The organism is Rhabdothermincola sp. (genome assembly GCF_036846205.1).
Classification (GTDB): Bacteria; Actinomycetota; Acidimicrobiia; order Acidimicrobiales; family Acidimicrobilacustridaceae; genus Rhabdothermincola.
In genome coordinates this window covers 16,179-30,242 of the sequence record NZ_DAIUCK010000006.1, presented here as the reverse complement: position 1 = coordinate 30,242, position 14,064 = coordinate 16,179, and the positions used below count along the sequence as shown (strand labels likewise).

The window sequence follows — 14,064 nt, the reverse complement described above, 5'->3', positions numbered from 1 at the left end:
TCCGACCATCGGCACCTGACCGCGGACCCTGGAGCCTCCGCAACGACATTGCAACACGGCCGAACCGGTCGCCCGGCCCTCCTGACCTGCCCTGGCCGGCCGGCGTGGTACCCGCCGGCGGGGCATCCACCGCCGATCCGGCCCCGTGGGGTTCGCTGGCGGTCGCGGGCGGAGCCGAGTGCTCCCGCCGGCCACCACTAGGGTCGGCGCCATGCGGCAACTGCTCCCCGAGCCCGCTGGCGACGTCGACGGACCCGAGCTGTACCGCGCCGACCGGCGGGCGCCGGTCGAGCGCCGGCCGTGGCTGGCCGTGAACATGGTGCAGAGCGCGGACGGTGCCACGGCGCTGGAGGGCCGCTCGGGTGGTCTCGGCGGGCCCGCCGACCGGGCGATCTTCACCGCCCTGCGCTCCATCGCGGACGTGATCCTCGTGGGGGCAGGCACCGTGCGAGCCGAGCACTACGGCCCACCGCAGACCTCGGCCCGGGACCAACGCCTCCGGCTGGAGCGAGGCCAGGAACCGCACCCCCGCATCGCCGTGGTGTCGGGCCGGCTCGACCTCGACCCGCAAGCCCGGCTGTTCTCCGACCCGGCCCGGCGGCCGCTGGTGCTCACCGTCCAGAAGGCCGATGCCGAGCGCCGAGCCCGGCTGGCGGCCGTGGCCGACGTCATCAACGCCGGGGACACGACCTTCGACCCCCTGGCCGCGCTGGCGATCCTGCGGGAGACGGGAGCGGGGGTGGTCCTCTGCGAAGGCGGACCGGCCCTCAACGGCGAGCTGGTCAACGCGGGGGTCATCGACGAGCTCTGCCTGACGATCGCTCCCCTGCTCGTCGCCGGGCCGTCCCCCCGCTGCGCGCACGGGGCCGAGCCGCCGCAGCCGGAAGGTCTCGCGCTCTCACGGGTGCTCGAGGAGGATGGGACGCTCTTCCTGCGCTATCTACGCCCTGAGCTGGCTCAGTGACGCTTGGGGGCGGTCGACTTGGTGAGCAGCCGCACCTCGCGCTGGAAGTCGGCCGGGTCCTCGAACCCCTTGTAGACACTCGCGAAGCGCACGTAGGCCACCTGATCGAGCTCGCGTAGAGCGTCCAGCACCGCGAGCCCGATCTGCTCGCTCGTGACCTCCCCGCCGCCGAGCCGGAACCGGTCCTCGAGATCGGCCGCGAGCTCACCGATCTGCTCGAGGGTCACCGGCCTCCCCTTCGCCGCCGCGACCACACCCATCTCGATCTTCGAGCGATCGAAGGGCACCCGGTCGCCCGAGCGCTTCACCACGACGATGGGCTGCTCCTCATGGCGCTCGAAGGTCGTGAACCGATGACCGCACTCGAGGCACTCCCGCCGGCGCCGGATCGTGGACCCGTCATCGGCCATGCGCGAGTCGACGACCTTGTCCTCGACACTGGTGCAGGCCGGGCAGCGCACGCCCTCGACGCTACCCCCGGCGATCTCCGCAGCGCAGGCCCCAGGCGTGGCGGGGACGAGCCCGCTCGGGCGGGCCCGCACCGGGCGGTGGGCCGAGGCGTGCCGCTCAGCCGCCGGCCCCATCGAGCCACAGCCGTTGGCCCACCTGGAGGCTCGCTCCGCCGTTGCGGTCGGCCAGCCGGTCCACCAGGGGGCGCAGGTCGCCCTCGGGTTGGAGCCGCCGCGCGATCGACCACAGGGTGTCGCCCGGTTGCACGACGTACACCTCTGCCCGGCTCGGCGCTGCACCGGCCGGCGCCGGGACGGACGGGGCGCCGGCGTCGCGGGCCGGCCCGGCGACCTGATGTCCACGGAGCAACGCTGCGGCGCCGATGGCCGCCAGGTACATCACGCCGGCGACCAGCACGAGCAGCGCCGCGGCCGCGAGCCGGCGGCGACGGTAGACGGCCGCGGGTGCCCGCCTGGCCGCGCTGCGGCCACCGGGGATGACCCGCAGATCGGGCCGGCGAGCGGGCGGGGGGCCAGGCGTGGGAACAGGTCGAGGGGCGACCGGGCGGTTCGGGACGATGACGGCGGCCATGGGACGAGTCTCCTCAGGGGGTGTGACACTTGCGCCGGGTCGACGCACGCAGGCACGGCACCACCCGCCCAGCGAGGGCCGCGGGAACAGATGTTCCGGGAACGTGCGTTCGATCCATTGCCTGAGGGTGACACGAACATGCGTTCGGGTCAAGGGTGATGCCGAACAGGTGTTTGCACCTCGGCCTGGCTGTTGCTACGCTACGAACATCTGTTCGCAGCACCGCTGCCGCACGACCACCAACGGCACGACCACCAACGGCCCGACCACGAGTGGCCCGACCACGAGTGGGCGTGTCCACAGACCATCCGACCGCAAACGACGCGGCGAGGAAGGGAGACCGCCGATGTCACCGAGTCCGACCCAGCTGACCCGGCGCCAGCAGGACATCCTCGACTTCATCGAGCAACAGATGCGTGACCGGGGCTACCCTCCGTCGGTGCGCGAGATCGGGGAGGCGGTCGGCCTCACCTCCCCGTCCACGGTGCACAGCCACCTGGCCACCCTCCAGCGGCTCGGCTTCCTCAAGCGCGATCCCACCAAACCCCGGGCGATCGAGGTCCGCTACGACCCGAGCTCCGGCGCGCCCGATATCGACCGCCGCCCGGTCCGCCACGTCCCCCTCGTAGGCGACGTCGCCGCCGGCACCGACGTGCTGGCCCAGGAGAACGTCGAGGAGGTCCTCCCCCTGCCGGCCGACTTCTGCGGCGAGGGCGACCTGTTCATGCTCCGGGTCCGGGGCGACTCGATGATCGACGCCGGCATCCTCGACGGCGATTTCGTCGTCGCTCGGGCGCAGCCCGACGCCGAGAAGGGCGACATCGTGGTGGCCGGCATCCCCGGCGAGGAAGCCACGGTCAAGACCTTCAACCGCAAGGGCGGCAAGGTGGTGCTCGTGCCGGCCAACGAGCGGCTCTCACCGATGGAGCTCGATCCTGCCGACGTCACCATCTACGGGAGGGTCGTCACCGTGCTGCGCAAGCTCTGACCAGCCCGGCCTCAGGCCCCGCGGCGGAGCAGGTCGGTGAGCGCCCCGTGCACCCGCTCGAGGTCGGCCCGCTCGACGTACTCGCCGCGGGTGTGTGCGACCGCCGCATCACCTGGCCCGAAGTTCGCGGCCGGCACCCCGCGAGCAGCGAAGAAGGCGACGTCGGTCCAGCCGAGCTTGGCCCGTACCGGCAACCCGTTGCGCTCGATCAGCGCGCCGAGCAGCGGGTGATCGAGCGCTGGCGCGGCTGGCGGCGCCTGATCGACCACCGTGAGGTCGTCACCCTCCTCCAGCCAGGGAGCGATCACCTCCTGCACGTGCGCGAGCGCCTGCTGGGGGGTGCGGTCCGGCGCGTACCGGTGGTTCACCTCGAGCACGACCCGGTCCGGCACGACGTTGCCCGCGACCCCACCCTCGACAGCCACCGCTTGCAGCGCCTCCCGGTACCGGCAACCCTGCAGCACCGGCCGGCGCTCCTCGTAGCCCGCCAAGGCGGTGAGCAACCCGCCCAACCGGTGGATCGCGTTGCGACCCATCCACGGTCGCGCCGTGTGCGCCCGTTCTCCGCGCAGCACGATCCGCAGGCGCATCGTCCCCTGGCACCCCGCTTCGACCGCTGCCAGCGTCGGCTCACCCAACAGAGCCAGGTCGCCCGCCAGCAGGTCCGGGCGCGCTGACCACACCTCGGCCAGACCACTGTGCTCGGCCGCCACTTCCTCGCGGGCGTAGAAGACGTAGGTGACATCGACCGCGGGCTCGGTGACGGTCTCGGCCAGATCCACCATGACAGCCAGGCCACCCTTCATGTCCGCGGCACCAAGCCCGCGCAACCGGTCGCCTTCGATCACCGCCGTCTCGTTGCCGTCGGCGGGCACGGTGTCGGTGTGACCAGCCAGGATCACCCGGTAGGGCCTGCCGAGCTGGGTGCGGGCCACCAGGTTGTCGCCCACCCGGGTGACCTCCAGGCCCGCCACCGACCGGAGCCGGGCCTCGAGATGGTCGGTGATGGCCGCCTCCTGCCAACTCACCGAGGGGATCTCCACCAGTGACGCTGCCAAGGCCAGCAGGTCCGAGCCCATGGGTCAGGTCGCAGCGCCGTGCGTTCGGAGCACCTCGTTGAGCGCGGCCTTGTCGTGGCGCTCGCCCGGTTCGAGACGCTTGACCACCAGCACGCAGGGCAGGCCGAACTCCCCGCCGGGGAACGATCGCGGCCGGGTGGCCGCCACCGCCACGCACCACGGCGGGACCACTCCCCGGCCGAGCTCCTCGCCGGTCTCCGCGTCGATCACCGGGATCGACCCGGTGAGGATGCACCCGGCCCCGAGCACCACCCCGTCGCCGACCCGAGCCCCTTCCGCCACGATGCAGCGGCTGCCGATCAGGCAGTCGTCGCCGACGATGACCGGTACCGCGTTGGGAGGTTCGAGCACCCCACCGATGCCCACCCCGCCGGAGAGGTGCACGTTGGCCCCGATCTGGGCGCACGATCCCACTGTCGCCCAGGTGTCGACCATGGTGTTGGTCCCGACCCGGGCGCCGATGTTCACGTAGCTCGGCATGAGCACCACGCCCCGATCGAGGAACGCCCCGAACCGGGCCGATGCTCCGGGCACCACCCGCACCCCTGCCGCCTCGAAACCGCTCTTCAGCGGGATCTTGTCCGCGTACTCGAACGGGCCGAGCTCGATGGTGGCCATCGCCGACTGCTTGAAGTAGAGCAGGATCGCCTTCTTGAGCCACTCGTGGACCACGACCCGCCCGCCGCCGTCGATCTCGGCCACCCGAGCCTCGCCGCGGTCGAGCAGGGCGATGGCCTCGAACACCGCCTGGTTGGCCTCCACGTCGTCGGCCGCCAACTCGGCCCGGTGTTCCCAGAGGTCTTCGATACGTGCGCGCAGATCGGCCATGGGCGGCGAGGCTACCGGACCGCCCGCTGGCCGCCGTGACCGCCAGGCGCCGGGGGCGGTGCACGACGCTGCGTCCCCGCTCGCGACCGACAGGCCCGAGCGAGCAGGCCGACGCCCACCACCACCGGCGCCACCCCGACCACGAGCGGCGCCGCCACCGACCCCATCCAGGTGAGGCTCGCCGGTCGACCGATGGCCACCGTGGCTGCCGGGTCGGCCCGGTACAGCCCGGCGGGGTACGTCCCCGGCGGGCGAACATCGACCTGGACGAGGTAGCGCCCGCCCTCGGGGACCTGGAAGCGGGCCACGGCCCGCCCCTCGTGGAAGGGAACCCGGTAGCTGTCCGCCGCGCCCGGGTCGGTGGGATCGATCAGGTAGGTCACCTCCACGGGCCGCCCGCGCTGGTCGATCACCGACACCTGCAACGGCAGCGGGGGCTCGTCGCCCGACGCGCCGGTGAACTCCTCGAACACGAGGTAGGTGCCGCCCTGGCGGACACTGATGGTCCGGTCCGCGTCCGCGAGCGTGAACCGAGCGAACCCGTAGGGGGACACGGCCGCAGCCCACACCACCACCGCCACCACCCCGACCATGATCAGGGTGGCGCCGAGCGCGCCCGCCAACGAGATCGACGACGGTCGCCGGGCCCGGGCCGCGGGGAGCGGTGGCGCCAACACGATCGGGATCACGGCTGGTCACTACCCGCTTCGAGGCGATGCCTCGCCATCGTCACCCGGTGGCGCCCATGGCGACGGGCCGGGCTCGTCGTCCCGCGGCGGGACCGGAGGCTCCCAGGGAGGTGGCGGTGGCGGGATCACCTCGGGAGGCGGCACCGGGCCGGGAGGCGGTACCGGCGGCATCGGGCCGGGAGGCGGCCACCCGGGTCCTGGTGCGGGCGGGGGCCAGCCCGATGGCGGCCCAGGTGGCGGAGGCATGAGTGTCCGGGACCCTGCCGACGGATCACCGGCGAGTGGTGTGGGCGGGTACCACTCGGAGGGCCCAGGCGGGCCGTACGGCTGGTAGGGCGCGAGCGCCGGGGCAGCAGCCCGCCTGGCCGGCGACCGGCGCACCGCGGTCACCACGATCACGACCACCCCGACCACGGTGGACACCAGCCCCACGCCCATCGCCCCCAGGATCCCCGCGAAGGATCCGACGTCCACGATGGGGCGGCCGATGGCCACCCGGTAGCCTCCGGCCCGGCTGCTGGCTCCCGGCTCGCCGTAGGTCTCGACGGTGTAGCGGCCGGCCACCCGGGCCCGGAACTCGGCGATCGACCGACCGTGCCGGCCGCCCGCGGAGTAGGTCTGGCTGGTCGACGGGAACTCGAGCGGCACCACCCGGCCAGCCGGGTCACGGATCACGACCTCAGGCTTCGCCACCACGTACGGCGAGTCGCTCTCGACGTAGATCACCCAGCTCCCTTCATCGAGGGCCACGCTGGTTCTCGAGGCCACCTCGACCCGGTGGACGTCGTCGGGAGCGTTCAGCAGGCCCACGAGCGTGACCACGAACCACACCACGGCGATGGCCACCCCCACCGCGATGACCGCCCCACCGATCCAGTAGCCCGCCGGCGACACCTTGCGCGGCCCCGGCGGACCGGCACCTTCCAGGGGTGGCGGCTGCGGCGGAAACGGGTCCATGGTCGGTCTTCCCGCTCACCCGCAGCCGAGCCGCCGGCCCACCAGCCGGAGCCGTTCCTCCGGCTGCACCACCGCCACCCGCACGTGGCCCGCGCCGGCCGCCCCGTAGAAGTCCCCCGGGCTGACCAGCGCCCCGCCCTCCGTGGCCAGGCGCCGGGCGAGGCCCCAGGCATCACCGCCGGGGGCAGGGGCCCAGAGATAGAACCCTCCCGCCGGCAGGGGCACGTCGATACCGACCGCCGCCAGGATCCCGGCGAACAGCTCGAGGCGGCGCCGGTAGCGGTCCCGCTGCTCGTCCACGTGGCGGTCGTCGTCCCAGGCGGCGACCGCCGCGGCCTGCACCGGCCCCGGCACCATGAATCCCGCGTGCTTGCGCAGCTCGGCCAGGTACCCCACCAGCTCGGGGTCACCGGCATAGAAGCCCGCTCGGGCCCCGGCCAGATTCGACCGCTTCGACAGGGAGTGCACCGCGACCACCCCGTCGAGACCGTGCTCCAGGATGGTGCGGGGCGGGCCGTCCCAGGTGAACTCGACGTAGCACTCGTCGCTGAACACCGGCACTCCGTGTGCCCGTCCCCAGGCGGCGACCGCGCCGAGGTCGTCCAGCCCGCCGGCCGGGTTGCCCGGCGTGTTGACCCACAGGCACAGCGCCCGGGCCGCGTCCGCGGGGTCGACGGAGGACAGGTCGAGGCGGAACCGCTCGTCGACCCGGACGGGCACCGCCCGGGCCCCGGCGAGCAGGGCCCCCATCTCGTAGGTCGGGTAGCTCACCTCCGGGTACAGCACCGTGTCCCGACCGGGTGAGCGCAGGCGCAGCCAGTGCGGCACCCCCGCCACCAGCTCCTTGGTGCCCACGCACGCCGCGAGGTGAGCGGGGTCGAGGTCCACCCCCAGCCGGCGGCGGAGCCAGCCGGCGGCTGCGTCGCGGTAGGCGGGGGTGCCGGCCGACGGCGGGTAGCCGCGCTCGGCACCCGACTCGGCCAGAGCGCGGACCACCACGGCCGCCGGCGGGTCCGTGGGCGTGCCGACGGACAGATCGACGCAGCCCCCGTCGTGGGCATCGGCCGACCGGCGCAGCTCGACCAGCCGATCGTAGGGATACGGGGGCGGGGTGAAGCCCATGGGCCCTATTCCACTACGAACTCGTGCCAGCGGGTGGCGGAGGCCTCGTCGAGGCGGGCCCGGACCCGCACCCCACCCTCGCCTGCGGTCTCCACCAGCACCTCTCCCTCCCGGTGCAGCGACGCCAGCACGTCACCCCGGTCGTAGGGCACGACCAGCTCGTGGATGGTGGTCAAGGCCCGGAGGCGGTCACCGATCGCCCGGAGCAGCGCGTCGATGCCCTCGCCGGTGCGAGCGGAGATCGCCACCGCACCGGGGTGGGCCGCCACCAGTGCGCTGGCCGCGCCCGGCGCGACGTCAGCCTTGTTGCAGGCCATCAGCTGCGGGATCGAACCCGCGCCGATCTCGGCCAGCACCTGCTGCACGGCGAGGATGTTGGCCTCGGGGTCCGGGGCCGAGGCGTCGACCACATGGACCAGCAGGTCGGCGTCCACCACCACGTCGAGGGTGGACCGGAAGGCCTGCACCAGCTGGTGGGGCAGCTTGGTGATGAACCCCACGGTGTCGGTCAGCAGGACGGTCTCGCCGCCGGGCAGGTGCAGCCGGCGGGTGGTGGCGTCGAGGGTGGCGAAGAGCCGGTCCTCGACCAGCACCCCGGCGTCGGTGAGGCGGTTGAGCAACGTGGACTTGCCGGCGTTCGTGTAGCCGACGATGGCCACCAGGTGCAGGCTCGACCGCTGGCGGGCCTTGGCCTGGGTACGGCGGGTCCGGTCGATGCGGCGCAGGTCGGCCTCGAGCTTGTGCATCCGCCGCTCCAGGCGCCGGCGGTCGACTTCGAGCTGGGTCTCGCCGGGACCCCGGGTGCCGATGCCCGCCGCCTGCTGGCTGAGCGCCCGGCCCTTCCCGCGCAGGCGCGGCAGCCGGTATCGGAGCTGGGCCAGCTCGACCTGGGCCTTGCCCTCCTGGCTGTGCGCGTTCTGGGCGAAGATGTCGAGGATCACCGCGGTGCGGTCGAGCGCGGTGCGGCCCAGCTCCTTCTCCAGGTTCCGCTGCTGTGCCGGGGTGAGCTCGTCGTCGAACACCACCGTGTCCGCGTCGAGCTCCTCGCAGCGCTCCCGCAGCTCCGCCAACTTGCCCTTGCCGATGTAGGTGGCCGGATCGGGCGCGCCGCGCTGCTGGATCACCCGGTCGACCGCGTCGGCTCCCGCGGTGTCGACCAGCAGCGCCAGCTCGTCGAGGGAGCGCTCGGTGTCCTCGTCGGTGTGGGGTGGGAGGGTCACGCCCACCAGCACGATGCGTTCCCGGAAGGCCCGCTCGATGAGACCGGTCGACTCGCCGCCGTACTCGCCGAACGCACCGCGGTGGCTGCCGTCCCGGTCGTGCACGCCGCCCTCGGCCGGCCGCGCGCGGCGCGACCGATCAGCCACCGTCGACCTCGATGACCGCCACGAACACCGCCGGGCCCGTGAGTCGGATCTCGTCACCGATGTCGACCTCCGCCGTGCCGCCGGGCATCCGGACCTGTACCGGGGTGCCGACCAGACCCCATCCGTGTGCGGTCACGGCGGCCGCGCAGGCCCCGGTGCCGCACGCCTCGGTGATCCCCACGCCCCGTTCCCACACCACCATCGTCACCTGATCGTCACCGGGGCCGGGGGCGATGAACTCGACGTTGACCCCGCCGGGGAACTGCTGCTCCAGCCACGCCCCCTCGGTCGCCAGGTCGACGCCGGCCGGGTCGGACACCTCGACCACCAGGTGCGGGTTGCCGAGATCGAGCGTGCGATACCGCCCGTCGAGCTCCTCGGCCAGCGGGGCGGGCACCGGCGGGCCGTCCTGTGCCCGACCCATCCCCACCGTGGCCACCGACTCGGTGGCGGTGCCGGCTCGCACCGCCACCTCACGGACGCCACCGTCGGTGCGCACCACCACCGTCGCCTGGTCGCATCCCCGCAGGCGGGTGAAGGCCTGAGCCAGGCATCGGATGCCGTTGCCGCTCATCTCGGCCCGGCTGCCGTCCGCGTTGTACAGGTGCATGACGAGGTCGATGCCCGCCTCGCGCTCCTCGTCGGTCGGGACCCCACCGCGGATCAGCCCGTCGGCACCGATGCCGGTGCGCCGGTGGCAGAGCCGGCGGGCCAGCTCGCCGTCGACTTCGACCGTGCCGCCGTTCGCCTCGTCGAGAACGACGAGGAAGTCGTTGGCCAGTCCGTGGTGCTTGGTGAGCTGCACGGGTCTCCTCGATCGGTGGGTGGGCAGGCGGCTCAGTCTCCCAGCAGGCGGGCGAGCTCGCCCACCGGATTGTGCCCGGAGGAGGCGTCGATCCATACGAGGCGGGGGTCGCGGCGGAACCAACGGAGCTGACGGCGGGCGAAGCGTCGGGTGCGGGTGATGGCCCTCTCCAGCGCCTCCTCGAGGGTGCCGTGGCCCTCGAGGTGCTCGAGCAGCTCCTTGTACCCGAGCGCCTGACGGGCGGTGCGCGACATCCCCCGCGGGTCGGTGGCGAGGCCGCGAACCTCCTCCAGGAACCCGGCGTCGAGCTGCTGGCGGTACCGGGTCGCGATGCGTTCGTCGAGTTCCTCCCGAGGGACCCGCAGCCCGATCAGGCGGTACGGCGAGGGCGGGTAGGTGTCGAGACCGGGCCCGTAGGAGGAGAACGGGCGATCGCTGCCGATCGTGACCTCCAAGGCCCGCAGCACCCGCCGGCGGTTCGACGGCTCCATCCGCGCCGCGGCGGGGGGATCGAGCTCCGCCAGGCGGCGATGGAGACGACTCGTGTCGGCCTCGGCCTCCAGCTCCGCGCGCACCTGCGGGAACCGGCCGGGGATCGCCAGGCGGTCGACCACCGCTCGCAGGTACAGACCGGTTCCCCCGACGAGCAGGGCCCGGTGACCCCGGGCCTCGATGGCCGCCAGTGTCTCCTGGAACGCCCGCTGGAACTCGGCCACCGTGAACTCCTGCCAGGGATCCACCAGGTCGATGAGGTGATGGGGCACCTCGGCCCGCTCGGCCGGCGTCGGCTTGGCGGTGCCGATGTCCATGCCCCGGTACACCTGCATCGAGTCGACCGACACCAACTCCAGCTCCGGGTACCGGCGGGCCAGCGCGAGCGCCACCGCCGACTTGCCCGAGGCGGTGGGACCGACCAGCGCCACGTGGCGGGCCGGCGCGGCGCCGCTCAGCCGGCCACCACCGGGATGCGCCGGCGATGGCGGGGCGCCGCGGTCACCGCCAACAGGTCGCCCCGCAGGAAGTGCGCGCTGGCATCCGTGACCCGCACCCGAGCGAAGGTGCCGGGCCGCAGGTGCTCGGCGCTGCGGAAGTGGACCAGCTTGTTCTGCCCCGTGCGCCCGGTGGTGAGCGACGGGTCCTTCTTGCTGGGACCTTCGACCAGCACCAGTTCCTCGCGGCCGATGCGGGCCCGGTGCCGGGCCAGCGCGGAACGCTCGACGACGACTCGCAGCCGCTCGAACCGTTCGGCCACCACCTCCGGGGGCAGGAACCGATCGGTGAGCGCAGCGGCCTCCGTGCCTGGACGGGGTGAGAACACGAAGGTGTACGCGCTGTCGTAGCCCGCGGCGGCCACCACCTCGAGCGTGCGCTCGAAGTCTTCGTCAGTCTCCCCCGGGAACCCGACGATCAGGTCGGTCGTGACCGCGAGATCGGCCACCGCGGCGCGCGCCGCCTCCAGCCGGCTGAGGTACCGCTCGGCGGTGTAGCCCCGGTGCATCGCCGCCAGCACCCGATCGCTGCCCGACTGGAGGGGCAGGTGCAGGTGCGGGCAGACGGCGGGGTGGGTGGCCATCGCCTCGATGGTCTCGGGCCGGAGGTCCTTCGGGTGAGGGCTGGTGAAGCGGACCCGCTCGATGCCCTCCACCTGCGCCACCGCCCCGAGCAACTCGGCGAACAGCGGTCGGCGCCTGGTGAGGTCCCGCCCGTAGGAGTTGACGTTCTGGCCGAGCAGGGTCACCTCCACCACCCCGTCGGATGCCAGCCGCTCGACCTCCGCCACCAGCTCGTCCATGGGGCGGCTGATCTCCCGCCCCCGCACCGCGGGCACGATGCAGAACGCGCAGCGGTTGTCGCAGCCCACCTGGATGGTGACCCACGCCGCGTAGTCGACCTCTCGCTTCACGGGGAGCGCGGACGGGAAGGCCTCCGCCTCATCGAGGGCCTCGTCCCAGATCTCCACCACCGGCCCTTCCCGGCGGGCGCGCTCGAGCAGCTCCGCGGTGCGGTGCACGTTGTGGGTGCCCACGACCACGTCGACGTGGCTGGCTCGCTGGCGGATGAGCTCGCGGTCCTTCTGGGCGAGGCAGCCGGCGACGACGATCTCGAGCTCGGGCCGGGCGGCCTTGGCCGCCTTGAGGTGCCCGAGGGCGCCGTAGAGCTTGTTGTCGGCGTTCTCCCGGATGCAGCAGGTGTTGAGCACGACCACGTCGGCTTCGTCGGGGGAGTTGGCCGCCACCAGACCCTCGGCCTCGAGGAGACCAGCGATGCGCTCCGAGTCGTGCTCGTTCATCTGGCACCCGTAGGTGCGGATGAAGTACCGGCGATCCACCCGGTCCAGGTTAGGAGGCGCCACCTCGACCAGCGAGACGGCTCCGACCTCCGCGGGGCCCGATCCCGATGACGGCGCCGCCCGCACCGGAACGGCCGCCACCTCGCCGAGGGGGAGGCAGTGGCGACCGTCCCGGGGACGGCTCGCTGGCGACTGGCGGGACTCAGTCGTCGAGGGTGATGGGGATGTCGTCGGCGTCGGTCATCTCGTCCGTGACGCCGATGCCCACCGCGCTGAGCACCCGGTCGGAGATCTCCATCATGATCTCGGGGTTCTCCGCCAGGAACTGCTTGGCGTTCTCGCGCCCTTGCCCGAGCTGCTCACCCTCGTAGGTGAACCAGGCCCCCGACTTCTTGACGATGCCCTGATCGACCCCGACGTCAAGCAAGGACCCCTCACGGCTGATGCCCTTGCCGTACATGATGTCGAACTCGCACTGCCGGAACGGGGGGGCCACCTTGTTCTTCACCACCTTGACCCGGGTGCGGTTGCCGATCACCTCGACGCCGTCCTTGATGGATTCGATGCGGCGGATGTCGAGCCGGACCGACGCATAGAACTTGAGCGCCCGCCCACCCGGGGTGGTCTCGGGTGACCCGAACATCACACCGATCTTCTCCCGGAGCTGGTTGATGAAGATGCAGATGGTGTTCGACTTGTTGAGGTTGGCGGTGAGCTTGCGCAGTGCCTGCGACATCAGCCGCGCCTGCAACCCGACGTGGGAGTCGCCCATCTCACCCTCGATCTCGGCCCGAGGGGTGAGGGCGGCCACCGAGTCGATGACCACCACGTCGAGCGCCCCGGAACGGATGAGCATGTCGGCGATCTCCAAGGCCTGCTCACCGGTGTCGGGCTGGGAGATGAGCAGCTCGTCGACGTCGACGCCGATGGCCCGGGCGTAGACCGGGTCCATGGCGTGCTCGGCGTCGATGTAGGCGCAGATGCCGCCGTTGCGCTGGGCCTCGGCCACGACGTGCATGGCGAGGGTGGACTTGCCCGACGATTCCGGGCCGTAGATCTCGACGATCCGGCCCCGGGGGAGCCCCCCGACGCCGAGTGCCAGGTCGAGGGCCAAGGCGCCGGTCGGGATGGTCTCGACCGCCATGGCGCCCTTCTCGCCCATCTTCATGACCGACCCTTTGCCGAACTGCTTCTCGATCTGGCCCAGGGCCATCTCGAGGGCCTTCTCTCGCTCCACCGTGCTCCCCTTTGCTGCTCTGACGATGCGTGCTGGGTGGCTGCGGATCGGCCCGGTCGCCCGGCGTACGCAGCGATCTTGTGCGACCCTACCCGGGGGGTCTGACAGGAATGACGCCAACGTAATTGCGAACAGCCGTTCGATCAAGCATTCCCCGCCGGGACCCGCCGCCAGGGAACGACCCGGGCGGAGGAGGTGTTTCCCTGACCGCCACCGACGACCCCCTCGACCGAACCGGCCAGACCCAGAGGAGCGACATGGACGACACCGACCTGCGCCGACGGCTCACCCCCGAGCAGTACCACGTCACCCAGGATGGCGGCACCGAACGGGCCTTCACCGGCGAGTACTGGGACTGCCACGACGACGGCGTCTACCGCTGCGTGGTCTGCGACGCCCCCCTGTACACCTCCGACACCAAGTACGACTCCGGCACCGGGTGGCCGAGCTTCTGGCAGCCCATCGAGGGGGCCGTCGACACCCGCCTCGACACCAGCCACGGCATGGTGCGCACCGAGGTGGTCTGCGCCTCCTGCGGGGCCCACCTGGGGCACGTGTTCGACGACGGGCCCCGACCCACCGGCCAGCGCTTCTGCATGAACTCCTGCGCGCTGCGCCTCGACCGCGACACCGACCCCACCGGAGCAGACCGCGCCGGCTCCCCCTGACCGTGACGCCCCACCCCGGCGGGTCTGGC

General features: G+C 72.6%; 15 protein-coding genes. 3 read left to right on the top strand and 12 right to left on the bottom strand.

All coding sequences use genetic code 11. The features are described 5' to 3' along the window. Positions 1-211: 211 nt before the first annotated feature. Entirely contained in the window at positions 212-964 is a 753-nt protein-coding gene (locus V7004_RS01885) for a pyrimidine reductase family protein (protein ID WP_334141537.1), read from the top strand. Here the strand turns inward: V7004_RS01885 and nrdR are convergent. Further along, positions 958-1,425: a transcriptional regulator NrdR gene (nrdR, locus tag V7004_RS01880; protein ID WP_334141534.1), complete on the bottom strand. Its 468-nt coding sequence runs from the start codon at positions 1,423-1,425 to the stop codon at positions 958-960. The two genes, V7004_RS01885 and nrdR, sit on opposite strands and share 7 nt — an antisense overlap. Before the next feature lie 106 nt (positions 1,426-1,531). Further along, positions 1,532-2,005 carry a LysM peptidoglycan-binding domain-containing protein gene (locus tag V7004_RS01875; RefSeq protein WP_334141533.1) on the bottom strand — a complete coding sequence of 158 codons (474 nt, stop codon included), beginning with the start codon at positions 2,003-2,005 and terminating at the stop codon, positions 1,532-1,534. A 346-nt stretch (positions 2,006-2,351) separates the two neighbouring features. Here V7004_RS01875 and lexA point away from each other — a divergent pair, with 346 nt between their 5' ends. Continuing rightward, complete coding sequence (gene lexA / locus V7004_RS01870; RefSeq protein ID WP_334141530.1) at positions 2,352-2,993, top strand: transcriptional repressor LexA; 642 nt, start codon at positions 2,352-2,354, stop codon at positions 2,991-2,993. 11 nt (positions 2,994-3,004) lie between these two features. Here the strand turns inward: lexA and dapE are convergent, their stop codons facing one another. From dapE to recA, 10 genes are all read right to left on the bottom strand, one after another. Next, entirely contained in the window at positions 3,005-4,072 is a 1,068-nt protein-coding gene (dapE, locus tag V7004_RS01865; RefSeq protein WP_334141527.1) for a succinyl-diaminopimelate desuccinylase, read from the bottom strand. Positions 4,073-4,075: 3 nt separating this feature from the next. After that, positions 4,076-4,900 carry a 2,3,4,5-tetrahydropyridine-2,6-dicarboxylate N-succinyltransferase gene (locus V7004_RS01860; RefSeq protein ID WP_334141525.1) on the bottom strand — a complete coding sequence of 275 codons (825 nt, stop codon included), beginning with the start codon at positions 4,898-4,900 and terminating at the stop codon, positions 4,076-4,078. Between the two features lie 11 nt (positions 4,901-4,911). Then, positions 4,912-5,589, bottom strand: coding sequence for a hypothetical protein (locus tag V7004_RS01855; RefSeq protein WP_334141521.1), 678 nt, complete (start codon positions 5,587-5,589; stop codon positions 4,912-4,914). 9 nt (positions 5,590-5,598) lie between these two features. After that, the gene (locus V7004_RS01850) at positions 5,599-6,546 is read right to left on the bottom strand and encodes a hypothetical protein (RefSeq protein WP_334141518.1); all 948 of its coding nucleotides are present in this window, start codon (positions 6,544-6,546) and stop codon (positions 5,599-5,601) included. A 15-nt stretch (positions 6,547-6,561) separates the two neighbouring features. Next, complete coding sequence (locus V7004_RS01845; protein WP_334141515.1) at positions 6,562-7,668, bottom strand: aminotransferase class I/II-fold pyridoxal phosphate-dependent enzyme; 1,107 nt, start codon at positions 7,666-7,668, stop codon at positions 6,562-6,564. 5 nt (positions 7,669-7,673) lie between these two features. Next, positions 7,674-8,993 carry a GTPase HflX gene (gene hflX, locus V7004_RS01840; protein ID WP_334141513.1) on the bottom strand — a complete coding sequence of 440 codons (1,320 nt, stop codon included), beginning with the start codon at positions 8,991-8,993 and terminating at the stop codon, positions 7,674-7,676. A 34-nt stretch (positions 8,994-9,027) separates the two neighbouring features. Further along, positions 9,028-9,840, bottom strand: coding sequence for a diaminopimelate epimerase (dapF, locus tag V7004_RS01835; protein WP_334141511.1), 813 nt, complete (start codon positions 9,838-9,840; stop codon positions 9,028-9,030). Between the two features lie 32 nt (positions 9,841-9,872). Further along, the gene (gene miaA / locus V7004_RS01830) at positions 9,873-10,763 is read right to left on the bottom strand and encodes a tRNA (adenosine(37)-N6)-dimethylallyltransferase MiaA (protein WP_334141509.1); all 891 of its coding nucleotides are present in this window, start codon (positions 10,761-10,763) and stop codon (positions 9,873-9,875) included. A gap of 23 nt (positions 10,764-10,786) precedes the next feature. After that, positions 10,787-12,271, bottom strand: coding sequence for a tRNA (N6-isopentenyl adenosine(37)-C2)-methylthiotransferase MiaB (gene miaB, locus V7004_RS01825; RefSeq protein ID WP_334141507.1), 1,485 nt, complete (start codon positions 12,269-12,271; stop codon positions 10,787-10,789). Between the two features lie 61 nt (positions 12,272-12,332). Further along, positions 12,333-13,343, bottom strand: coding sequence for a recombinase RecA (recA, locus tag V7004_RS01820; protein ID WP_442967991.1), 1,011 nt, complete (start codon positions 13,341-13,343; stop codon positions 12,333-12,335). A gap of 281 nt (positions 13,344-13,624) precedes the next feature. On the opposite strand from recA, the gene msrB reads away from it, so the two are divergent. After that, positions 13,625-14,035, top strand: a complete 411-nt coding sequence (gene msrB / locus V7004_RS01815) for a peptide-methionine (R)-S-oxide reductase MsrB (RefSeq protein ID WP_334141504.1) — start codon at positions 13,625-13,627, stop codon at positions 14,033-14,035. Positions 14,036-14,064: the final 29 nt, after the last annotated feature.